The sequence below is a fragment of the Streptomyces sp. BPTC-684 genome (assembly GCF_030028635.1).
Taxonomy (GTDB): Bacteria; Actinomycetota; Actinomycetes; order Streptomycetales; family Streptomycetaceae; genus Streptomyces; species Streptomyces noboritoensis.
Genome location: NZ_CP124863.1, coordinates 4092712 through 4114376 on the forward strand (window position 1 = coordinate 4092712; position 21665 = coordinate 4114376).

General features: G+C 71.7%; 18 protein-coding genes. 4 read left to right on the forward strand and 14 right to left on the reverse strand.

The genetic code is table 11. The annotated features are described in order from the left end of the window. Window positions 1-111 precede the first annotated feature (111 nt). The 11 genes from QIY60_RS18100 to QIY60_RS18150 all read right to left on the reverse strand — a co-directional run bounded on the left by QIY60_RS18100 (window position 112) and on the right by QIY60_RS18150 (window position 13469). Window positions 112-1890 carry an IucA/IucC family siderophore biosynthesis protein gene (locus QIY60_RS18100; protein WP_283143386.1) on the reverse strand — a complete coding sequence of 593 codons (1779 nt, stop codon included), beginning with the start codon at window positions 1888-1890 and terminating at the stop codon, window positions 112-114. After that, window positions 1887-2429 (reverse strand): GNAT family N-acetyltransferase, encoded by a 543-nt coding sequence (locus tag QIY60_RS18105; protein ID WP_283143387.1) that lies wholly within the window; start codon window positions 2427-2429, stop codon window positions 1887-1889. Before QIY60_RS18105 ends, QIY60_RS18100 begins: the two co-directional genes overlap by 4 nt. Continuing rightward, the gene (locus QIY60_RS18110) at window positions 2426-3700 is read right to left on the reverse strand and encodes a lysine N(6)-hydroxylase/L-ornithine N(5)-oxygenase family protein (protein ID WP_283143388.1); all 1275 of its coding nucleotides are present in this window, start codon (window positions 3698-3700) and stop codon (window positions 2426-2428) included. Before QIY60_RS18110 ends, QIY60_RS18105 begins: the two co-directional genes overlap by 4 nt. Further along, the gene (locus QIY60_RS18115) at window positions 3681-5126 is read right to left on the reverse strand and encodes an aspartate aminotransferase family protein (protein ID WP_283143389.1); all 1446 of its coding nucleotides are present in this window, start codon (window positions 5124-5126) and stop codon (window positions 3681-3683) included. The genes QIY60_RS18110 and QIY60_RS18115 overlap by 20 nt, the downstream gene beginning before the upstream one ends. 225 nt (window positions 5127-5351) lie before the next feature. Beyond that, window positions 5352-6191, reverse strand: coding sequence for a siderophore-interacting protein (locus tag QIY60_RS18120; RefSeq protein WP_283143390.1), 840 nt, complete (start codon window positions 6189-6191; stop codon window positions 5352-5354). Between the two features lie 2 nt (window positions 6192-6193). After that, complete coding sequence (locus QIY60_RS18125; protein ID WP_283143391.1) at window positions 6194-7222, reverse strand: ABC transporter substrate-binding protein; 1029 nt, start codon at window positions 7220-7222, stop codon at window positions 6194-6196. Between the two features lie 97 nt (window positions 7223-7319). Continuing rightward, on the reverse strand, window positions 7320-7496 hold the full coding sequence (locus QIY60_RS18130; protein ID WP_283143392.1) for a hypothetical protein: 177 nt from the start codon (window positions 7494-7496) through the stop codon (window positions 7320-7322). 267 nt (window positions 7497-7763) lie between these two features. Next, on the reverse strand, window positions 7764-8924 hold the full coding sequence (locus QIY60_RS18135; RefSeq protein WP_283143393.1) for an acyl-CoA dehydrogenase family protein: 1161 nt from the start codon (window positions 8922-8924) through the stop codon (window positions 7764-7766). 5 nt (window positions 8925-8929) lie between these two features. Beyond that, window positions 8930-9859, reverse strand: coding sequence for a hydroxymethylglutaryl-CoA lyase (locus tag QIY60_RS18140; RefSeq protein ID WP_283145989.1), 930 nt, complete (start codon window positions 9857-9859; stop codon window positions 8930-8932). 8 nt (window positions 9860-9867) lie between these two features. Then, complete coding sequence (locus tag QIY60_RS18145) at window positions 9868-11823, reverse strand: acetyl-CoA carboxylase biotin carboxylase subunit (RefSeq protein WP_283143394.1); 1956 nt, start codon at window positions 11821-11823, stop codon at window positions 9868-9870. Window positions 11824-11837: 14 nt separating this feature from the next. Then, window positions 11838-13469, reverse strand: a complete 1632-nt coding sequence (locus tag QIY60_RS18150; protein WP_283143395.1) for a carboxyl transferase domain-containing protein — start codon at window positions 13467-13469, stop codon at window positions 11838-11840. A gap of 121 nt (window positions 13470-13590) precedes the next feature. Between QIY60_RS18150 and QIY60_RS18155 the strand changes: the two genes are divergently transcribed. Both QIY60_RS18155 and QIY60_RS18160 read left to right on the forward strand, forming a co-directional pair. Then, on the forward strand, window positions 13591-14184 hold the full coding sequence (locus tag QIY60_RS18155) for a TetR/AcrR family transcriptional regulator (protein WP_283143396.1): 594 nt from the start codon (window positions 13591-13593) through the stop codon (window positions 14182-14184). Between the two features lie 78 nt (window positions 14185-14262). After that, window positions 14263-15042, forward strand: a complete 780-nt coding sequence (locus QIY60_RS18160; RefSeq protein WP_283143397.1) for a phosphatase — start codon at window positions 14263-14265, stop codon at window positions 15040-15042. A 154-nt stretch (window positions 15043-15196) separates the two neighbouring features. Here the strand turns inward: QIY60_RS18160 and QIY60_RS18165 are convergent, their stop codons facing one another. The 3 genes from QIY60_RS18165 to QIY60_RS18175 form a co-directional block, all read right to left on the reverse strand. Further along, complete coding sequence (locus tag QIY60_RS18165; protein WP_283143398.1) at window positions 15197-16057, reverse strand: acyl-CoA thioesterase II; 861 nt, start codon at window positions 16055-16057, stop codon at window positions 15197-15199. Beyond that, window positions 16054-17211 carry an acyl-CoA dehydrogenase family protein gene (locus QIY60_RS18170; RefSeq protein ID WP_101388391.1) on the reverse strand — a complete coding sequence of 386 codons (1158 nt, stop codon included), beginning with the start codon at window positions 17209-17211 and terminating at the stop codon, window positions 16054-16056. Before QIY60_RS18170 ends, QIY60_RS18165 begins: the two co-directional genes overlap by 4 nt. 88 nt (window positions 17212-17299) lie before the next feature. After that, window positions 17300-18745, reverse strand: a complete 1446-nt coding sequence (locus tag QIY60_RS18175; RefSeq protein ID WP_283143399.1) for a PucR family transcriptional regulator — start codon at window positions 18743-18745, stop codon at window positions 17300-17302. 156 nt (window positions 18746-18901) lie between these two features. Between QIY60_RS18175 and speB the strand changes: the two genes are divergently transcribed. Both speB and QIY60_RS18185 read left to right on the forward strand, forming a co-directional pair. Continuing rightward, window positions 18902-19867 carry an agmatinase gene (speB, locus tag QIY60_RS18180; protein WP_283143400.1) on the forward strand — a complete coding sequence of 322 codons (966 nt, stop codon included), beginning with the start codon at window positions 18902-18904 and terminating at the stop codon, window positions 19865-19867. Window positions 19868-19980: 113 nt separating this feature from the next. Continuing rightward, window positions 19981-21648: a thiamine pyrophosphate-binding protein gene (locus QIY60_RS18185; protein WP_283143401.1), complete on the forward strand. Its 1668-nt coding sequence runs from the start codon at window positions 19981-19983 to the stop codon at window positions 21646-21648. Window positions 21649-21665: the final 17 nt, after the last annotated feature.

Sequence of the window (21665 nt, forward strand, 5' to 3'; positions counted from 1 at the left end):
TCCGCAGACGAACGAAGCGGGGTGCAGGGGCCGCAGGCCCCGCAGCGGCCCCCGGGAAGCCCGCCCCCTCCCGCCCCCCCGGAGGGTTTAGGGAAGGGACGGGGAGGGGCTTCAACCCGCGATCGGGTTCCGCAGGTTGCCCACCAGTTGGAGCGCCCCCGCCGGATCCGCCAGATCCACCATCTGCTTGTTGTTGCGCAGCTGCAGCCGGTTCAGGCAGGACAGCGCGAACTCCGGGGCGAACATGTCGTACTGCTTGAACTTGTCGGACAGTTCGGGCACAGAAGCCTGGTACGACGTGACGCACGACGCCACCGCCGCCCAGAACTCGTCCTCCCCGACCACGCCCTCACTCACGAGCGTCGCGTTCAAGAAACGGAAGAAGCAGTCGAAGACGTCCGTGAAGACGGACAGCAGCTTCATGTCGTCCGGCACGTCCGCACGGATGCGCTCCACCGCCGGCGGCAGCACCGCGTCCGGGTCCATGACCGCGATCTCCTCGGCGATGTCCTTGAAGATCGCCCGCGAGACCGTCCCGTCCTCCGCCAGGACCAGGATCACGTTCTCGCCGTGCGGCATGTAGACCAGGTCGTACGCGTAGAAGGAGTGCAGGACGGGGAGCAGGTACGCGTCCAGGTAGCGGCGCAGCCACTCCGTCGCCCCCACTCCCGACTCCGCGATCAGCGCGCCCGCGAACGACGCCCCGGCCCCGTCGACGTGCAGCAGCGACGCCATCGTCGCAAGGCGTTCGCCCGGCTCAAGCGACGGCACCGGGCTCTCCCGCCACAGCGCCGCCAGCATCTTGCGGTACGGCGAGTAGCGGTCGGTGGCCCGCTCGTACTGGCGGTGGTGGTAGCCGATCGCCGCCCGCTCGCGGATGATCGAGAACCGGGCCGCCTGGAGCACGGAGTCGCGCTCCACCAGGCCCGCCAGCCAGTCGTTGATCGCCGGCGTCGCCTCCATGTAGGCCGCCGACAGGCCCCGCATGAAGCCCATGTTCAGGACCGACAGCGCCGTCTTGACGTAGTGCTTCGACGGGTCCGTCGTGTTGAAGAACGTGCGGATCGACTGCTGGGCCAGGTAGCTGTCGTCGCCCACCCCGAGCGGCACCAGCCTGTCCTGTGCCACCTCCGCCGCGAACGTCACCGACAGCTTGTTCCACCACTGCCACGGGTGGACCGGCAGCAGCTGGTAGTCCGCGAGGTCCAGGCCCCGCGCCGCCAGCGTCGCGGCGAAACGTTCCAGCGTCTGCGCGCCCAGCTCCGCCTCGATCAGCGTCTCGTAGTCGAGCCCCGCGCCCGAGGTGAAGGTCGCCCGGTCGCGCCGCGCCGCCAGCCAGATCAGCTGGACCGGGGCGGCGGCCTCCGGCGCGTACGCCGCGTACTCGTGCACACCGAACCCGAGCCGCCCGTTGTTGGCCACGAAGCACGGGTGGCCCTCGGTCATGCCCGTCTCGATCGCCTGGAAGCCCGCCCGGGCGAGCTCGGCAGCCGGGGTCTGCTCCTTGGTGAGCTTGTACGCCGTACCGGAGAGCGTGGAGGAGATCTCCTCCAGGTACACCGGCAGGATCTCGTCGCTCAGGCCCAGCGTCGCGCGCAGCTCGATGAAGAAGTCGAGGGCGTCGAGCGGGAGTTGGCCGTCCGACCCGTGCCGGGACACCGACTCGGGGTCGACCTGCCAGTGGTCGAGCGCGTACAGCGCGGCGGTGAAGCGGTACTCCACCGTGCCGTCGTCGCTGCGCACGCTGTACCGGTCCTCGCCCAGCGGCTGCGGCTTCAGCAGCCGCTCGTGCGCGAACTCGGCGAGCGCCTTGCGGATCAGCAGCCGGTTGGCGCGCGCCCACAGCTCGGGGGAGAGGTGCGGGACGGTGATGTCCGTGGTCGTCGTCATCGGGTGGCCTCCTCGAACGCGGCCCGCGTGCAGACGCTCAGCAGCGCCCTCTTCTCCGGCTTGGTGATCTCGCCGACGACCTCGAAGCCGACGGCGGCGTTGAGCGCGTGGACGGCCTTGTTGCCCACGTCGGGCTCCACGACGACCCGCCGGGTCGCCGGGTCCGCGAACAGGTGCCCCATCACGGCGGTGATCACCGCGCGGGTGAAGCCGTGGACCGGCGTGCCGGTCGGCGCGACCAGGAAGTGCATGCCGACGTCGCCCGGCTCGGGCTCGTAGAGGCCGACCAGCTCGCGGTGGGCCGGGTCGTACTTCTCCATCAGGAAGGCGGGCTCGCCGTCGTGCAGCCCGAGCAGCGCGTGGTGGTGCTCGTCGGCGGCGATCTCCATGTACGCCCGCTCGACGTCCTCCAGCTTCGCGTCCTGCATCATCCAGAACGCGGCCTTGGGGTGGGTGACCCAGCCGTGCAGCAGCTCGGCGTCCTTCAGCGGGTCGAGGGTCCGGACGGTGAAGGTGCCTATGTCGGCGATGGTGCTCATACGGCGAACTCCTGGAAGGCGATGGACTTCTCGACCGGGTAGTACTCGCGGCCGAGCAGCTCGCCGATGATGTACGCGTTGCGGTAGGCGCCCATGCCCAGGTCGGGCGAGGTGATCGAGTGGGTGTGCACGGCGGCGTTCTGGAGGAAGATCTCGCCGCCGTTGGTGTCGATGGCGTAGTTGCGGGCCACGTCGAAGCGGCCGCGGCCGTCGCGCTTGAGCCGGTCGGCCACCGGCGCGAGGAACTCCGGCTCGGCGTACTTGTAGCCGGTGGCCAGGACCAGGCCCTCGGTGGTGAGGCTGAAGTCCTTCTCCTGCTCCTCCTGGCGCAGGCCCAGGGTGTACGTGCCGGAGGCGGCGTCGTAACTGGCCGTGTTCAGCGAGGAGTTGGTGAGCAGTCGGGTGCCGACGGGGCCCTTGAGGTTCTTCTGGTAGAGCAGGTCGAAGATCGCGTCGATGAGCTCCGAGTCGATGCCCTTGAACAGGCCCTTCTGCTGCGTCTCCAGCCGGTAGCGGGTGGCCTCGGGCAGCGCGTGGAAGTAGTCCACGTACTCCGGCGAGGTCATCTCCAGCGTCAGCTTGGTGTATTCGAGCGGGAAGAAGCGCGGCGAGCGGGTGACCCAGTTCAGCCGGTAGCCGTGGACGTCGATCTCGCTCAGCAGGTCGTAGTAGATCTCCGCCGCGGACTGCCCGCTGCCGACCAGGGTGATCGACTCCTTCTTCTGGAGCGCCTCCTTGTGATCCAGGTAGCGGGAGTTGTGCAGGTAGTCGCCGCCCAGGCCCTGGCACGGCTCGGGGACGAACGGCGGGGTGCCGGTGCCGAGCACCAGCCGCCGGGCGCGGAACTCGGAGCCGTCCTCGGTGCGTACGACGTACACCTCGTTCTCGTACGTCACCGTCTTCACCGTCTGGTTGAAGCGGATCGAGGAGAGCTTGCCGGCCGCCCAGCGGCAGTAGTCGTTGTACTCGGTGCGCAGCGGGTAGAAGTTCTCGCGTATGTAGAACGAGTAGAGGCGGCCCGACTCCTTCAGGTAGTTGAGGAAGGAGTACGGCGAGGTCGGGTCGGCGAGGGTGACCAGGTCCGACATGAACGGGGTCTGGAGGTGGGCGCCCTCCAGGAACATGCCCGAGTGCCACTCGAAGTCCGGCTTGGTCTCCAGGAAGAGGCCGCTGAGCTCGTCGACCGGCTCGGTCAGGCAGGCCAGGCCCAGGTTGAAGGGCCCGAGGCCGATCCCGATGAAGTCGTACGGCTCACGAGGCTGCGTGGACAAGGTTCTCTCCCAGGTACTGCTCGGCGTGGCCGGCGATCAGATCGAGGACGGCGGCGATGTCGGAGACCGTCGTCTCGGGGTTGAGCAGGGTGAATTTCAGGTACTGGCGGCCGCCGGTCTTGGTACCGGCGACGACCGCCTCGCCGGACGCGAACAGCGCCTTGCGGGCGTAGAGGTTGGCGCGGTCGATCTCGGCGGGCGAGGTGACCGCGTCCGGGATGAAGCGGAAGACCAGGGTGGACAGCGTGGGCTCGACGACCACGTCGTAGCGCGGGTCGGCGGCGAGCAGCCGCCAGCCCTCGGCGGCCAGGTCGCACACCTCGTCGAAGAGCGAGCCGACGCCCTCGGCGCCCATGGTGCGCAGCGTCATCCACAGCTTCAGGGCGTCGAAGCGGCGGGTGGTCTGGAGGGACTTGTCGACCTGGTTGGGGATGCGCTCCTCGGCGGCCCGGCGCGGGTTGAGGTAGTCCGCGTGGTACGTGGCGTGCCGCAGGGTGCTGCCGTCCTTGACCAGGATCGCGCTGGAACTCACCGGCTGGAAGAAGGACTTGTGGTAGTCCACGGTGACCGAGTCGGCGTGCTCGATGCCGTTCAGGAGGTGACGGCGGGTCGGCGAGACGAGCAGTCCGCAGCCGTACGCGGCGTCCACGTGCATCCACGCGCCGTACTGGGCGCAGAGCTCGGCGATCTCGGGCAGCGGGTCGAGGGAGCCGAAGTCGGTGGTGCCCGCGGTGGCGACGACGGCCATCGGGACGTTGCCCTCGGCGGCGCAGCGCTCCAGGGCGCGGGCGAGCGCCACGGTCTGCATCCGCTTGTCGTGGTCGCAGGGGATCGACACGACGGCGCCGCGGCCCAGGCCGAGCAGCTGGGCGGACTTCTGGACGCTGAAGTGGCTGCACTCGGAGGAGAAGATCCGCAGCTTCGACAGGTCGTCGGTCTTGGCCTCCTCGCGGGCGAGCAGCAGCGCCTGGAGGTTGGACTGGCTGCCGCCGCTGGTGAACACGCCGTCGGCGGCCGGGCCGTAGCCGACGCGGCCGGCGGTCCAGTCGATCAGACGGCGCTCGATGAGGGTGCCGCCGGCGCTCTGGTCCCAGGTGTCCAGCGAGGAGTTGACGGCCGAGAGGACCGCTTCGCCCAGGACGGCGGGGATGACCACCGGGCAGTTGAGGTGGCCCAGGTAGCGGGGGTGGTGGAAGTAGACGGCGTCGCGCAGGTACACGTCCTCCAGCTCGTCCAGGACGGCGGAGGTGTCGCCCAGCGGTCGGTCGAGGTCGACGCGGTCGATGAGCGGGGCGATGTCCTCGACGCCCGCACCGGTGAACGGGCGGCGTGTCGCGGCGAGTTTCGACGCCACCCGCTCGACTCCTTCGGTCACGGAGCGCCGGTAGCTCTCCGCCGTCGTGTCATTGAGCAGGTGCGAACGCATGAACTGTCCTCCCGGATCGGGGACTTCGTCGGGCCCTCCGGGCAGAAAGGAAGGGGGCGAGGACCGCGATCTCGAAGTAAGGTTAGCCTAACCTAACTTCGATCTCAACAAGCCCTCGCCCCCTGGGGAAGCGCTGTACTTGGGGGTGGCTGGCGTCACCGAGCCCCTTTAGGGGCGCGGGGAACTGCGCGACAAGCCCCCACGGCCCGCAGTCGCGTAAACGACCTACGCGCCCTCTTCCTCGCGCAACTGGTCCTCACTGCGCCCCCGCCGCCAGTAACCGACGAAAGTAACGTTCCTGCGGTCCACCTGACGCTCATTCACGAAGTGACGCCGCAGCTCCCGCATGGTGGACGCCTCCCCGGCGATCCACACATACGGGTCGAGCCCAGGCAGCGCGGCTTCGGAACGGACCGCATCCACGACGGAGGCCGCGCCCTCCTCCCGCACCAGCCACGTGATCCGGGCATCCGCGGCAGTCGGAAGCGGCATCCGGTCGCCACTGAACGGCACTTCGAGCCACACCCGCGCGGGCGTACCCGCGGGCAGCCACTCCAGGATCGCGGAGACGGCGGGCAGCGCGGTCTCGTCACCCCAGATGACGACGGAGTCCGTACCCACGGGAGGGCGGAACCGCACCGCCGTGTTGTCGGCGACCGCCGGACCGAGGACCGCCACACGGTCCCCGGGCACGGCGGCGTCGGCCCAGCGGCACGCCGGGCCGCCGTCCTCGTGGAGCGCGAAGTCGATGTCGACCTCGTCGGGGTCGCGGCGCTGCTCCCGCAGGGTGTACGACCGCATCACGGCCCGTACGCCGTCGGGCAGCGCCCGGTACTCCGCGAACCACGTCTCCGGGTTCTCGGCGGGCGGCAGTACGGGCGCGTCCTGGCCGGGGTGCGGCAGGAAGAGCGAGAGGCTCTGGTCCCGGCCGCCGCCCTCGAAGTACGCCAACTGCTCGCCGCCGAAGGTGATCCTGACCAGCGACGGGCCGAGCCGCCGGGTCCGTACCACGCTCAGATCGAAGAGACGGAAGGGGACGGTGGCGGTCTCGGCTGTCAGTGTCATGGTCAGGCAACCTTCTTCGCGGTCTCGATGGCCTTGGCGAGGGTTTCGAGGATCGGGGTGCACTTGTCGTACGAGTAGATCGGCTCGGTGGTGCGCGGGGTGATCTGGCCGGCCTTGACGGCGGGCAGCCCGGTCCAGGTCGGCTTGGACTTCAGGGCGTCCGGCTGGAGGGCGGTGGAGCGGTTGTCCATCATGATCACGTCGGCCTTGTACTTGCCGACGTTCTCCCAGCTGAGCTCCTCGAAGAAGCCCTGCGCGTTGACCTTCGGCTCGACGAACTTGACGCCCAGCTCCTGGAAGTACGCGGTGTCGGCGGACGTCTTGGCCGCGGAGACGTAGAACAGGTCGGCGCTGGCGGAGCCGATCATCACCGTGACGCCGGGGTTGGCCTTGGTGGCGGCGCGCAGCCGGGCGGCGGCCTTCTCGAAGCGGGCCTTGGACTCGGTGAACTTGGCGGCCTTCAGGTCGGCGCCGAGGGCCGCGGCGAGGTCGGCGCGGCGCTGGAGCGCGGCCGGCATGCTGATCTGCGCGGCCCACAGCGCGACGCTGGGGGCGAGCTGGAGGATCTTGTCCTTGCTGTTGTCCGGCACGTACCAGAGGGCGTCCTTCTCCCACATGTCCGTGACGAGCAGGTCGGGCGCGAGGGCCGCGTACTTCTCGACGCTGAACTCGCCCCAGACGTTGCCGAGGATCTCGACCTTGTTGACGTCGAGGTCGCCCGCCTGGACGTCCGGCTTGCCGTCCTTGGTCTTGGTCGGGCCGAACACGGCCTTGACCTCGATGCCGTAGTCGTGGAGGGCGGCGGCGGTGCCGGTGAAGGCCACGATGGTCTTGGGGGTGGACTTCGTCTCGACGGCCTTGCCGCGGTCGTCCTTGAAGGACCAGGGGCCGGACTTCTCCGCGGCCTTCTGCGAGTCGCCCTTTTTCTTGTCGTCGTCCCCGCACGCGGCCAGCGCGGCCCCGAGGCCGATGGCACCGCCGGCGGCCAGCAGGCCGCGACGGGAGAGGTGGGACGCTCGGGAAATGGGCATGACGATCCGCTTTCGTACGTGCCGGGGTCGGCCTCTGGCAGTTCCTGGGTAGGTTAGCCTAACCTCACAAGGATCTGTAGGGGTCTCCCGGGTGTGCCTATCGCCGTAGCGGGGCGTACGTGAAGCGGACCTTGTGGGACGCGGTCGGCTCGTAGAGGGTGCGGCACGCGGTGCAGTGCCAGTGCCAGTGGTCGGCGGCGCCGGGGACGGTGGTGGAGGTGTCCTTCCACAGCGGCGGACGCGTCGGGCAGGCGGGGCAGGTGGGCGGGGTCACGGGTGCCAGGGTGGTCGGCGGGGGTGGGGGTGCGCGGGGTGTACGCCGCGGGGCCACCCCTTCGAGCGAAGTCCCCGGACCCCGGTTCGGGGCTGCGCCCCCGGCCCCTTTCGTCTGCGGACCGTGCTGGGTTGCTCGCGCAGTTCCCCGCGCCCCTTAAGTGCCGCTGCGCGGCATCCCCTGGGCGCCCCGCAGGGGCGCTTTTAGGGGCGCGGGGAACTGCGCGGCCAGCCCCCACCGGTCCGCAGACGAACCCCGGGCCGAGCCTTACGCCGGCAGGCCCAACTCCCTTGCGATCAGCATGCGCTGGACCTCGCTCGTGCCCTCGCCGATCTCCAGGATCTTGGAGTCGCGCCACATACGGGCCACCGGGTACTCGTTCATGAACCCGTACCCGCCGTGGATCTGCGTGGCGTCGCGCGCGTTGTCGACCGCGACCGTCGACGAGTACAGCTTCGCCAGCGCCGCCTCCTTCTTGAAGGACTCGCCCCGCACCAGCCGGGACGCCGCGTCGCGCCAGCCCACCCGGGCCATGTGCGCCCGCATCTCCATGTCGGCGATCTTGAACTGGATCGCCTGGTTGTCACCGATCGGGCGGCCGAAGGCGTGGCGCTCGTGCGCGTACTTCACCGACTCGTCGACACAGCCCTGCGCCAGACCCGTGGCCAGCGCCGAGATGGCGACGCGGCCCTCGTCGAGGATGCGCAGGAACTGCGCGTAGCCCCGGCCCTCCTCGCCCAGGAGGTTGGCGACCGGGACGCGGACGTCCGCGAAGGACAGCTCGCGGGTGTCCGACGCGTTCCACCCCACCTTCGAGTACGGCGCGGCCACCGTGAAGCCCGGCGTGCCGGACGGGACGATGATCGAGGAGATCAGCGGACGCCCGTCGGGCTTGCGGCCGGTCACGGCGGTCACCGTCACCAGGCCCGTGATGTCCGTACCCGAGTTGGTGATGAAGCACTTGGTGCCGTTGATGACCCACTCGTCGCCGTCGCGCACCGCCGTCGTGCGCGTGCCGCCCGCATCCGAGCCGCAGTCCGGCTCGGTGAGGCCGAACGCGCCCAGCATCTCGCCGGAGCAGAGCCGGGGCAGCCACTCCCGCTTCTGCTCCTCCGTGCCGAACCGGAACACCGGCATCGCGCCGAGCGAGACCCCGGCCTCCAGGGTGATGGCGACCGAGGAGTCGACCCGCGCCAGCTCCTCCAGGGCGATGCCGAGCGCGAGGTAGTCGCCGCCCATGCCCCCGTACTCCTCGGGGAAGGGCAGCCCGAACAGGCCCATGCGGCCCATCTCGCGGACGATCTCGTACGGGAACTCGTGGCGCTCGTAGAAGTCGCCGATCTTCGGGGCGACGACGTCGTGCGCGAACTCCTCGACCGTACGGCGGAGTTCTTCGTGCTCGTCTGAGAGCCGGTGGTCAAGGGACATGGGGGTCACTCCTTGTGGGAGTCGGGGGAGAGGGCGCGGACGGTGCGGGACGGGCTCGGCCGTCCCAGCTGCTCGGCCAGCCAGACGCTGGTGGCGGTGAGCTTGCCGAGGTCGACCCCGGTGTCGATACCGAGGCCCTGGAGCATCCACACGAGGTCTTCGGTGGCGAGGTTTCCGGTGGCGGACTTGGCGTACGGACAGCCGCCCAGGCCGCCCGCCGAGGCGTCGACCGTGGTCACGCCGTGCTGCAGCGCGGCGAGGGTGTTGGCGAGCGCCTGGCCGTACGTGTCGTGGAAGTGCACCCCGATCGCGGAGGTCGGCACGCCCTCCTCGTTCAGGGCCGCGAGCAGGCTCTGGACGTGGGCCGGGGTCGCGACCCCGATCGTGTCCCCGAGGCTCAGCTCGTCGCAGCCCAGGTCCATCAGGGACTTGGCGACCCGGACGACCTGGTGGACGGGGACGGCTCCCTCCCACGGGTCGCCGAAGCACATCGACAGATAGCCCCGGACGTGGACCTGCTGCTCCTTGGCGCGGGCCACGACGGGCGCGAACATCCCGAGCGACTCGTCCACCGTACGGTTCAGATTGGCCTTGGCGAACGACTCCGTGGCGCTGGCGAAGACCGCGATGCGGCGGGCGCCGAGCGCGAGCGCCCGGTCCAGGCCCCGCTCGTTGGGCACCAGGACCGGCAGCGCCACGCCCTCGATGCCGTCGAGCATGGGGAACAGCCGCTCGGCGTCGGCCAGTTGGGGCACCCACTTGGGGTGCACGAAGCTGGTCGCCTCGATGGTGGTCAGGCCCGCGTCCGCCAGGCGGCGGATGAACTCGGCCTTGATCTCGGTGGGGACGACGGCCTTCTCGTTCTGCAGGCCGTCGCGGGCCCCGACCTCGTGGATCCGCACCGGGGCGGGCAGGTCCGGCGCCGGTACGACCATGGGCAGTGTCACTGGTCCTCCTCCTTCGGGGTCACCACGGCCAGGACCTGGTCCATGGCCACGGTCGAGCCGGGGGAGACGTCCAGCTCGGTGACGGTGCCGGCGTGCGGGGCGGAGATGACGTGCTCCATCTTCATCGCCTCCACCACCAGCAGGCTCTGGCCCGCGTCGACCTCGTCGCCGACCGCCACCTTGACGACGGTGACGGTGCCGGGCATCGGCGCGGCCAGTGTGTCGAGGCCGCCGCGCGCGGCGCCGGTGAGGCTCGCCGCGACGGGATCGTGGTCCAGCACGTGCCAGCTGTCCCCGTCCCGCCCGAGCCAGGTCCCCTCCGGGGAGGGGACGGTGGTGAAGGTGTGGGTGAGGCCGTCGAGTTCGACACTGACGAGGCCGGGGGAGACCTGCCCGGCGGCCTCGCCCCGTACGACGTGAGTGACGGGTTCGAGTCCCGGCACCCGGAACGGGAAGGCCAGGGGCGCCGGTTCGCCGCCCATGCGCCAGCCGCTGGGCACCGCGAACGGGTCCAGCCACGCACCCGTGGCCGAGGGGCGCAGCCCCTCCTGACGCACCAGCGCCGCCGCCGCGTACACCTCCTCCGGCACCCCCTCCGGCACCAGCGAGTCCGCCTCCCGCTCCACCAGGCCCGTGTCGAGGTCGCCCGCGACCACGGCCGGGTGGGCGAGCAGCCGGCGCAGGAAGCCCGCGTTGGTGGGCACGCCCAGGGTGACCGTGTCGGCCAGGGCCGCCCGCAGCCGGCGCAGCGCGGTCGCGCGGTCCGGCCCGTACGCGATGACCTTGGAGAGCATCGGGTCGTAGAGGCTGCCGACCTCCGTTCCCTCGCTCAGCCCCGAGTCCGTGCGCACACCGTCGCCCTGCGGCTCGCGCAGCGCCAGGACCGTACCGCCCGAGGGGAGGAAGCCGCGCGAAGGGTCCTCGGCGCAGATGCGGGCCTCTATGGCGTGGCCGGTGAGGGTGATGTCCTGCTGTCCGTACGGCAGTTCCTCGCCCGCCGCGACCCGCACCTGCCACTCCACCAGGTCCAGGCCGGTGATGAGCTCGGTGACCGGGTGCTCGACCTGGAGGCGGGTGTTCATCTCCATGAAGTAGTACGAGGACGGGTCGCTGCCCGGGACGATGAACTCCACCGTGCCCGCGCCCGCGTAGCCGCAGGAGCGGGCCGCCTGGACCGCCGCCTCGCCCATCGCGGCCCGGGTCTCCTCGTCGAGCAGGACCGAGGGGGCCTCCTCGATGATCTTCTGGTGGCGGCGCTGGAGGGAGCACTCGCGCTCGCCCAGGTGCACCACGTTCCCGTGGCCGTCCGCGAGGACCTGGATCTCGATGTGGCGGGGGCGGTCGATCCACCGCTCCACCAGGAGCGTGTCGTCGCCGAAGGAGGCGCGGGCCTCGCGGCGGGCGGCCGCGATCTCGTCGGCGAGCGCCGCCTCGTCGCGGACCAGCCGCATGCCCTTGCCGCCGCCGCCCGCGCTGGGCTTCAGGAGCACCGGCATGCCGATCTCGCGGGCCGCGTCGGCCAGTTGGCCGTCGGTGAGGCCGCTGCCCGAGGAGCCGGGCACCACCGGGACACCGGCCGCCTTCACGGTCTCCTTGGCCCGGATCTTGTCGCCCATCAGGGAGATCGCGTCCGCCGGGGGCCCGATGAAGACCAGGCCCGCATCCGCGCACGCGCGCGCGAAGGCCGCGTTCTCGGCGAGGAAGCCGTAGCCCGGGTGGACGGCCTGGGCGCCGCTCCTGGCGGCCGCCTCCAGGAGCCGGTCGATGGAGAGGTAGCTCTCGGACGCCGCCGCCGGGCCGATCCGCACGGCCGTGTCGGCCTCCCGCACGTGCCGGGCGTCCGCGTCCGCGTCGCTGAACACCGCGACCGAGCGCACCCCGAGGGCGCGCAGGGTGCGGATGACGCGGACCGCGATCTCGCCCCGGTTGGCGACGAGGACTGTGTCGAACATCGTCATGGTCCGCCTCACATCCGGAAGACGCCGAAGCCGGGCGCCGAGTAGTCCCGCTGGGGGAGGGGGGCGTTGGCACAGGCCGTCAGGGCCAGCCCGAGGACCTGGCGGGTCTCCATCGGGTCGATCACCCCGTCGTCCCACAGCCGGGCCGTCGCGTAGTAGGCGTTGCCCTGCTGGTCGTACTGGGCGCGGATGGGGTCCTTGAAGGACTCCTCGGCCTCTACGGGCCAGTCCTCGCCGCGCGCCTCCAGCTGGTCGCGCTTGACGGTGGCGAGCACCGAGGCGGCCTGCTCGCCACCCATCACCGAGATCTTGGCGTTGGGCCACATCCACAAGAAGCGCGGCGAATAGGCGCGGCCGCACATCGAGTAGTTGCCCGCCCCGTACGACCCGCCGACGATCACCGTCAGCTTGGGCACGCGTGTGCTCGCCACCGCCGTCACCATCTTGGCGCCGTGCTTGGCGATGCCGCCCGCCTCGTAGTCCCGTCCGACCATGAAGCCCGAGATGTTCTGGAGGAACACCAGCGGGATGCCGCGCTGGTCGCACAGCTCGATGAAGTGGGCGCCCTTCTGGGCGGATTCGGAGAACAGGATGCCGTTGTTGGCGACGATGCCGACCGGGTGCCCGTGGATCCGGGCGAAACCGGTGACCAGCGTCTGGCCGAACTCGGCCTTGAACTCCTGGAAGCGGGAGCCGTCGACCACGCGCGCGATGACCTCGCGGACGTCGTACGGCGTGCGCGAGTCGACCGGCACCGCCCCGTACAGCCCGAACGGATCGGCCTTGGGCTCCTCCACGGGCTCCACGCTCCACGGGAGCTCGCCGCGCGCGGGGAGGGTGGCCACGATGTTGCGCACGATCCGCAGCGCGTGCGCGTCGTCCTCGGCGAGGTGGTCGGTGACGCCGGAGGTGCGCGAGTGGACCTCGCCGCCGCCGAGCTCCTCGGCGGTGACGACCTCGCCGGTGGCGGCCTTCACCAGCGGCGGGCCGCCCAGGAAGATCGTGCCCTGGTTGCGGACGATCACGGCCTCGTCGCTCATCGCCGGGACATACGCCCCGCCCGCCGTGCAGGAGCCGAGGACCGCCGCGATCTGCGGGATCCCGGCGGCCGACATCCGGGCCTGGTTGTAGAAGATCCGGCCGAAGTGGTCCCGGTCGGGGAAGACCTCGTCCTGCATCGGCAGGAAGGCGCCGCCGGAGTCCACCAGGTACAGACAAGGCAGCCGGTTCTCCAGGGCCACCTCCTGGGCGCGCAGGTGCTTCTTGACCGTCATCGGGTAGTACGTGCCGCCCTTGACCGTGGCGTCGTTGGCCACGATCACGCACTCGCGGCCGCTGACCCGCCCGATCCCGGCGATGACCCCGGCGGCGGGCGCCTGGTCCCCGTACATCCCGCTCGCCGCGAGCGGCGCGAGCTCCAGGAAGGGCGAGCCGGGGTCGAGCAGGGTGTCGACCCGGTCGCGCGGCAGCAGCTTGCCGCGCGCGACATGGCGCTCGCGGGCCCGCTCGCCGCCGCCGAGCCGGGCCGCGGCCAGTCTGGCGCGCAGCTCCTCGCCGAGGGCGCGGTGCGCCTCCTCGTTGGCCCGCCACGCCTCGGACGCGGGATCTGCCGCGCTCCCAAGGACCGGTGCCTGCTGCATCGTGTCGAGCCCCCTTGCCCGTACGAAGTTCCGGCGAAGCTTTCCGGCCGGATGTTAATGACCGTTAACTCATTTCCTCCAGGTTAACGAGCGCTAACCGCGTTGTCTAGAATGAATTCTCATGAGCACCCGGACCGATGCCCCGACCCGCCGCGAGCAGATCCTGCGCGAGGCCGCGCGCCTCTTCGCCGAACGCGGCTTCCACGGCGTGGGCGTCGACGAGATAGGCGCGGCGGTGGGCATCAGCGGTCCCGGCCTCTACCGGCACTTCGCGGGCAAGGACGCGATGCTGGCGGAGCTGCTGGTGGGGATCAGCGGGCGGCTGTACGACGGCGGCCGCAAGCGGGTCGCCGAGGCCGACGGGGGCCCCGAGGCGGTCCTCGGCTCGCTCATCGACGGCCACATCGACTTCGCCCTCGACGACCGTGCGCTCATCACGCTCCACGACCGGGAGCTGGACCGGCTGCGCGACAGCGACCGCAAGCTGGTGCGGCAGTTGCAGCGGCAGTACGTGGAGCTGTGGGTCGGGGTCGTACGGGAGCTGTACCCGCTCGGGTCCGAGGCCGAGGTCCGGACGGCCGTCCACGCGGTGTTCGGCCTGCTCAACTCGACGCCGCACCTGGGGGCGTACGGGGCGGGGCTGCGCGACCGCAACGCCACGGAGGCGCTGCTGCGGCGGCTGGCGCACGGGGCGTTCGCGGCGCTCGGGGGCTGAGTCCGCCACGCGCGCGTGGGCGCGTCCACTGCGCGGACGACGGCGCCCGCCGCCGCGCACCGGGGCAGAATGGGCCGCATGCCGATACCCAGCCGTGCCGCTCTCGTCGACCACCTCGTCCGCACCCGTATCGCCGGAGACGTCGCCACCCCCCGCGACAACAACCTCTCCCACTACCGCAAGCTCGCCAACGGCGACCGCCACTACTGGCTGGGCCTGGAGCTGGGTGACCGCTGGACCGACGAGCAGGACGTGCTCGCGGTGATGGCCGAGCGCTGCGGGGTCGTCGACGACCCCGGGCACCGCACGGGCCAGGACACCATCGACCCGGAGCTGACCGTCGACGCCCTGGAGCGGATGGCGGCGCGGCTGCGGAAGGCTGTGGCGGGCAAGGAGCGGGTGCTGTTCGCGACCGGTCACCCCGGTGCGCTCATCGATGTGCACAGTCGGACTGCGGCGGCGCTGCGTTCCGCGGGGTGCGAGGTGGTGCGCATCCCGGACGGGGTTCTCGCGGACGAGGGGTGTGTCGTCCAGTTCGCGGACGTCTCGCTCTACGAGCGGGGCGCGTCCCTGTGGCACACGCACTCGCCTGCGCCGATGGCCGCGATTCTGGACGCGCTGGCCCGGGAGGGGCGGGCGTTGCCGGATCTGGTCGTGGCGGATCACGGCTGGGCGGGGTGCGCTGCCCAGCGCGGGATCGATGCGGTGGGGTATGCGGACTGCAACGATCCCGCGTTGTTCCTGGCGGAGGCGGAGGGGACGCTTCAGGTCGCTGTCCCCATGGACGACCATGTGGTCGATCCCCGGTTCTACGAGCCGATGACCGAGTATCTGCTGGGTGCGGCCGAGTTGGTCTGAGGTCGCGCCGTAGGGGCGGGGGTGGGCTCTCGTCTGCGGACCGTGGGTGGCTGGTCGCGCAGTTCCCCGCGCCCCTAAAAGCAGGCGGTCGCGGTCACCGCATACGTAAAGGCAGGCCGGGGGCCCCGCGCCCCTTGTAGGTGACCCGGGGCCGCTAGCGCGGCACCCGCACCACGCCCTCCTGGATCACGGTCACCGCCAGGCGGCCGTCCTGGGTGTAGATGCGGGCCTGGCCCAGGCCGCGGCCCGCCGAGGCCGACGGGGACTCCTGGTCGTACAGGAGCCATTCGTCGGCCCGGAACGGCCGGTGGAACCACATCGCGTGGTCCAGGGACGCGCCCACCACGTCCCCGACCGCCCAGCCGCCCCGGCCGTGCGCCAGCAGCACCGAGTCGAGCAGGGTCATGTCGGAGACGTAGGTGGCGAGCGCGATGTGCAGCAGCGGGTCGTCCGCGAGCTTGCCGTTCGTACGGAACCAGACCTGCGAGCGCGGCTCGCGCGGGGTGCCGACGGTGCCCCACGGCGGCGCGTCGGCGTAGCGCAGGTCGACGGCCGCACGGGCCTCGATCAGCCGCTCGGCGACGTCCGCGGGCAGATGGCGCGGCAGCATCTCGGCCGCCGTCGGAAGCGACTCGGGGTCCGGAGCGGGCGGCATGTCCGTCTGGTGATCGAGCCCCTCCTCGTACGTCTGGAAGGACGCGGAGAGGTGGAAGATCGGGTTGCCGTGCTGGACCGCCACCACCCTTCGGGTGGTGAAGGAGCGGCCGTCGCGGATACGGTCGACCATGTAGACGATCGGTGCGCCCGCGTCCCCGGCGCGCAGGAAGTACGCGTGCAGCGAGTGCGGCGGCCGGTCCCCGGGGACGGTGCGGCCCGCGGCGACCAGCGCCTGGGCCGCCACCTGGCCCCCGAAGACACGGGGTACGAGCGCCGAGCGTGAGCGGCCCCGGAAGTAGTCCCGCTCGATCTGCTCCAGGTCGAGCAGATCGAGCAGGGCATCCAGAGCCTCGGTCACAGACCCATGTCCTTGGCGATGATCGACTTCATGATCTCGCTGGTGCCGCCGTAGATCCGGTTGACGCGGTTGTCGGCGTACAGACGGGCGATCGGGTACTCGTTCATGAAGCCGTAACCGCCGTGCAGCTGGAGGCACTTGTCGATGACGCGGTGGGCGACCTCGGTGCAGAACAGCTTGGCGGAGGCGGCCTCGGCCGGGGTCAGCTCGCCCGCGTCCAGGGCCTCCAGGGCGCGGTCGGCGACGGCCTCGGCGGCGTCCACCTCGGCCTGGCAGGCGGCCAGCTCGAACTTGGTGTTCTGGAAGTGCGCGACCGGCTTGCCGAAGACGGTGCGCTCCTGCACGTACTCCTTGGCGAACCGGACGGCGGCCTTGGCCTGCGCATAGGCGCCGAAGGCGATGCCCCAGCGCTCGGAGGCGAGGTTGTGGCCGAGGTAGTAGAAGCCCTTGTTCTCCTCGCCGAGGAGGTCCTCGACCGGCACCTTCACGTCGACGAACGCCAGCTCGGCGGTGTCGGAGGTCTTCAGGCCGAGCTTGTCGAGCTTGCGGCCGATGGAGTAGCCCTCGGCCTTGGTGTCCACGGCGAACAGCGAGATGCCGTGGCGGCGGTCCTCGGCGGTGGGCGCGGCGGTGCGGGCGCAGACGATCACGCGGTCGGCGTGGACGCCGCCGGTGATGAAGGTCTTGGAGCCGTTGAGGACGTAGTGCGTGCCGTCCTCGGAGAGCTTGGCGGTGGTCTTCATGCCCGCGAGGTCGGAGCCGGTGCCCGGCTCGGTCATCGCCAGGGCCCACATCTCCTCGCCGGAGACGAACTTCGGCAGGAAGCGCTTCTTCTGCTCGTCGGTGGCGAGCATCTTGATGTACGGCAGGCCGAGCAGCACGTGCACGCCGGAGCCGCCGAAGTGGACGCCCGCGCGGGACGTCTCCTCGTACATCACGGCCTCGAACTTGTACGAGTCGATGCCGGCGCCGCCGAACTCCTCGTCGACGCGGATGCCGAAGACACCCAGCTCGGCGAGCTTGTAGTAGAAGTCGCGCGGCGCCTGGCCGGCGGCGAACCACTCGTCGTAGACCGGGACGACCTCGGCCTCGATGAAGGCCCGGATGGTCTCCCGGAACGCCTCGTGGTCCTCGTTGAATACCGTACGGCGCACGGAGCCTCTCCTTCGACGGTGGCGGCGGCTTTGGCCAAGCCATGGCTAAGCGCTTGCTCAGAGCTTGAAATACGAAGTTACCCGGCGGTCACTCGCACTGTCCAGAGTGAGCCTGAGCACGTCCGCCCGCACTCCGCAGCGCCAGCCACAGCTCCGTACGGACGTCCATGTCGTCCAGGTCGACGTCGAGCAGCGCGGCGCAGCGGGCCAGGCGCTGGCGGACGGTGTTGCGGTGCACGCCGAGCGCCACGGCCGTGCGGTCCCAGCTGCCGTGCAGCGAGAGCCAGGCGCGCAGGGTCGTGAGCAGCGGCTCGGCGAGCGGGGCGAGCAGCCGGCGGGCGTACGCGGCGGCCTCCTCCGGGTCCACCAGCGAGGCGTAGCCGCCGGTGCGGTGGCGGACCAGGGGCGAACGGGCCGCCTCGGCCCGGCGCAGCGCCCGGGCGGCCTGGGCGTCGGCGGCGGCCAGTTCCCCGGCCCCCATGGGCGCGCTCGCCCCCAGGGTCCAGCCCGGGTGCGGGCCGACCTCCTGCCCGCCGGGGACGAGCACGCGCGCGTGGCCGTCGCCCGCCTCCACCAGCGGGCTGCCGAGGTCGGGCGGGGCGCCCTCGCCGCGCGCGTGGACGACGGTCCAGGGCGCCTCGCCGAGCAGCGGCGCGACCTCGGCCGGGGCGGCTCCAAGGAGCAGCCGCACCAGCGCGGCCGACCGGGTGGCCTCGTCTGCGCCCTGCCGCTCGGCGGTGAGCAGCGAGAGCAGGACGGCCGCGACCCCGGCGATGGTGTGGTCGCCGGGGTCGCGCCCGGGAACGGCGACCGCGAGGACGAGCCGCCGGGCCCCGGCCAGCGCGTAGACGGCGAGCTGCTCCCCGGCGGCGGTGTCGGTGGCGGTCAGCGCCGTGGGGCCGCCGGAGGTCGGGCCCGTCACCACCCCCGCAAGGCGCCGCACCGCGTCCCGCACCTCGTCCGGCCGGTCGGGACCCGAACCGGCGAGCACCGCGCCGTCCGCGCCCAGCAGCCCCGCCCAGCCGCCCAGCCGCACCGCGAGCTGGTGCAGGACCGCCGGGACCGGGTCGGGGCGGGCGGCCGCCGAGGCGAGGCCCTGCTGGGCCTGGGAGACCCGGCGCAGCTCGTGGTGGCGGGCCTCGGTCATCAGGCCCCACACGGCACGCGCGATCGCCGTGAACGTGGTCGGCGGCGGCACCTCCACCAGCGGCAGCCCGTGCCGCTCGCAGGCGGCCACCAGCGCCGCAGGAACCGTGTCGTACACCGGCGCGAGCCCGAAGCCGAGCGCCGCCGCGCCCGCCTGGGCGACCCGCGCCGCATAGCGCTCCGGGTCCGTGAGCTGCACGCCCGCCGTCAGCAGCAGCTCCCCGCCGAGCAGATACGGGTACGGGTCCGCCATCTCCGAGGTGTGCACCCAGTGCACGACGGCGTCCGGCGGTCCCGCGATCTGCCGCAGGCCCAGGTCCGGCCGGGCCAGCAGGGCGGCCAGCGGGACGGGAGTGGTGGGCGGGGCTGCCGTGGGCTCGGCAGGCATGGGCACTCCGTACATCAGTGGGGCCGTAAGTGTAGGAAACGTACACTTCAGTATGACGGTACGGCCGCCTAGGGTGGCCAGCGCGGGCCGCACCGGCCCGGAGGAACCACGGGCCGTCGGGTCCGTACGCAGGCCGATCACGAAGGGCACTCCGACATGAGCAGCAACGAAACGCCGCGCGGTCCGATCGACTCGTCCCGCGTCCCGCGGTACGCGGGCCCCGCGACCTTCGCCCGGCTGCCCCGCCTGGACGAGGTCGGCACCGCCGACGTCGCCGTGGTCGGCGTGCCCTTCGACAGCGGTGTCTCCTACCGCCCGGGCGCCCGCTTCGGCGGCAACGCGATCCGCGAGGCCTCGCGCCTGCTGCGCCCGTACAACCCGGCGCAGGACGCCTCGCCCTTCGCGCTCGCCCAGGTCGCGGACGGCGGCGACATCGCCGTGAACCCGTTCAACATCAACGAGGCCGTCGACACGATCGAGGCCGCCGCCGACGACCTGCTCGGCACCGGCGCCCGCCTGATGACGCTCGGCGGCGACCACACCATCGCGCTGCCGCTGCTGCGCTCGGTCGCCAAGAAGCACGGCCCGGTCGCGCTGCTCCACTTCGACGCGCACCTGGACACCTGGGACACCTACTTCGGCGCCGAGTACACCCACGGCACCCCGTTCCGCCGCGCCGTGGAGGAGGGCATCCTCGACACCGAGGCGCTCTCCCACGTCGGCACCCGCGGCCCGCTCTACGGCAAGCAGGACCTGACCGACGACGAGAAGATGGGCTTCGGCATCGTGACCTCGGCCGACGTCTACCGCCGCGGCGCCGACGAGATCGCCGACCAGCTGCGCCAGCGCATCGGCGACCGCCCGCTCTACATCTCGATCGACATCGACTGCCTCGACCCGGCGCACGCCCCCGGCACCGGCACCCCGGAGGCGGGCGGCATGACCTCCCGCGAGCTCCTGGAGATCCTGCGCGGCCTGGCCTCCTGCAACCTGGTCTCGGCCGACGTCGTCGAGGTCGCCCCGGCGTACGACCACGCCGAGATCACCTCGGTGGCCGCCTCCCACACGGCGTACGAGCTCACCACGATCATGTCCCGGCAGATCGCGGCGAGCCGCGCGTAAGCGCTCCGCTGGGAGTGTCGTGATTCGGCTGCGGGCCCGCTGTGGCTGGTCGCGCAGTTCCCCGCGCCCCTAAGGGGCGCGGGCGCGGGCCACTTGGAGAGGAAGGACATCAGGTGCACGATCACGACCTCGTTCTGCGGCCCACCCCGGCGCAGGTGCAGGCCGCTCTCAACCCGCCCCCCGGCCGCATCGGCGGTGACCTGGTGATCGAGACCCTGCGGGGGCTCGGCGCCACCACCGTCTTCGGGCTGCCGGGGCAGCACGCCCTCGGGATGTTCGACGCGCTGCGGCGCTCGTCGATGGCGTACGTCGGGCTGCGCGTCGAGAACAACGCCGCCTTCGCCGCCGACGCGTACGGCCGGGTCACCGGTGAGGCGGCCCCGCTGCTGCTGTCCACCGGGCCCGGCGCCCTGATGTCGCTGGCCGCGCTCCAGGAGGCGGCCGCGGCGAGCGCCCCCGTGCTCGCCATCGCCGCCCAGGTGCCCACGGCCGGGCTCGGCGGCGGCCGCCACGGCTATCTGCACGAACTCCGCGACCAGCAGGGCTCGTTCCGGGACGTCGTGAAGTCCGTGCACACCGTCCGCACCCAGTCGCAGATCCCGTCCGCGATCGCGGCGGCCTGGGAGTCGGCGCTGACCGCCCCGCACGGCCCGGTCTGGGTGGAGATCCCGCAGGACGTGCTGCTCGCCGAGACCCACCTGCCGGTCGTCACGGCCGTCGACGCGACCCCGCACGACCTGGTGCCGCGCCCCGAACTGACTGCCGTGGCGGCCGAGTTGCTGATGCACGCGGCCAGCCCGGCGATCATCGCGGGCGGCGGAGTCGTACGCTCCGACGCCTCCGGGAAGCTCCGCGCGCTCGCCGAGAAGCTGGATGCGCCGGTGGTCACCACCTTCGGCGGCAAGGGCGCGTTCCCCTGGGAGCACCCGCTCTCGCTCCAGTCCTGGATGGAGGACCGGCACACCACGGACTTCCTGGAGGACGCCGACGTCCTGCTCGTGGTCGGCTCGGGCCTGGGCGAACTCTCCTCGAACTACCACACGTTCAGGCCGCGCGGCCGGGTGATCCAGATCGAGGCGGACCCCGGCAAGCTGGAGTCCAACCACCCGGCGCTCGGCATCCACGCGGACGCCCGCATCGCGCTCTCCGCGCTCCTGGAGACCGTGGGCGAGCGCACCGACCCGGCGGCGGCCGACTCCGTGCGGGCCGTCCTGGCCAAGGTGCGCGAGCGCATCGCGGGGCAGGACCTGGACGTCGAGCAGCGGATCCTGGCCGATGTGCGCGCGGCCCTGCCCGCCGACGCGCCCAGCTTCTGGGACATGACGATCCTGGCGTACTGGGCCTGGTCGGCCTGGCCGGGCGCGCTGCACTCGGCCCAGGGCGCGGGCGGCCTCGGCTACGGCTTCCCGGCGGCGATCGGGGCCGCGGCCGCCGATCCGACGCGGCCGGTGCTCGCGGTCTCCGGCGACGGCGGCGCGATGTACTCGATCGCGGAGCTCGCCACCGCGAAGCAGTACGACCTGCCGGTGACCTGGCTGATCGTCGACGACGGCGGCTACGGGATCCTGCGCGAGTACATGACGGACGCGTTCGGCGAGGCCACCGCGACCGAGCTGGCCCGCCCCGACTTCGTCGCGCTGGCGCGGTCCTTCGGCGTCCCGGCGGTCCGTACGAGCGTGGAGTCGCTCCAGGAGGACCTGGGCAAGGCGCTGGCGGCCCCCGGCCCGTCGGTGGTCGTGCTGCCCGCCGTCCTGAAGATGTTCGCGCCCACGCACCTGTGACGGATGTGACGGAGTTC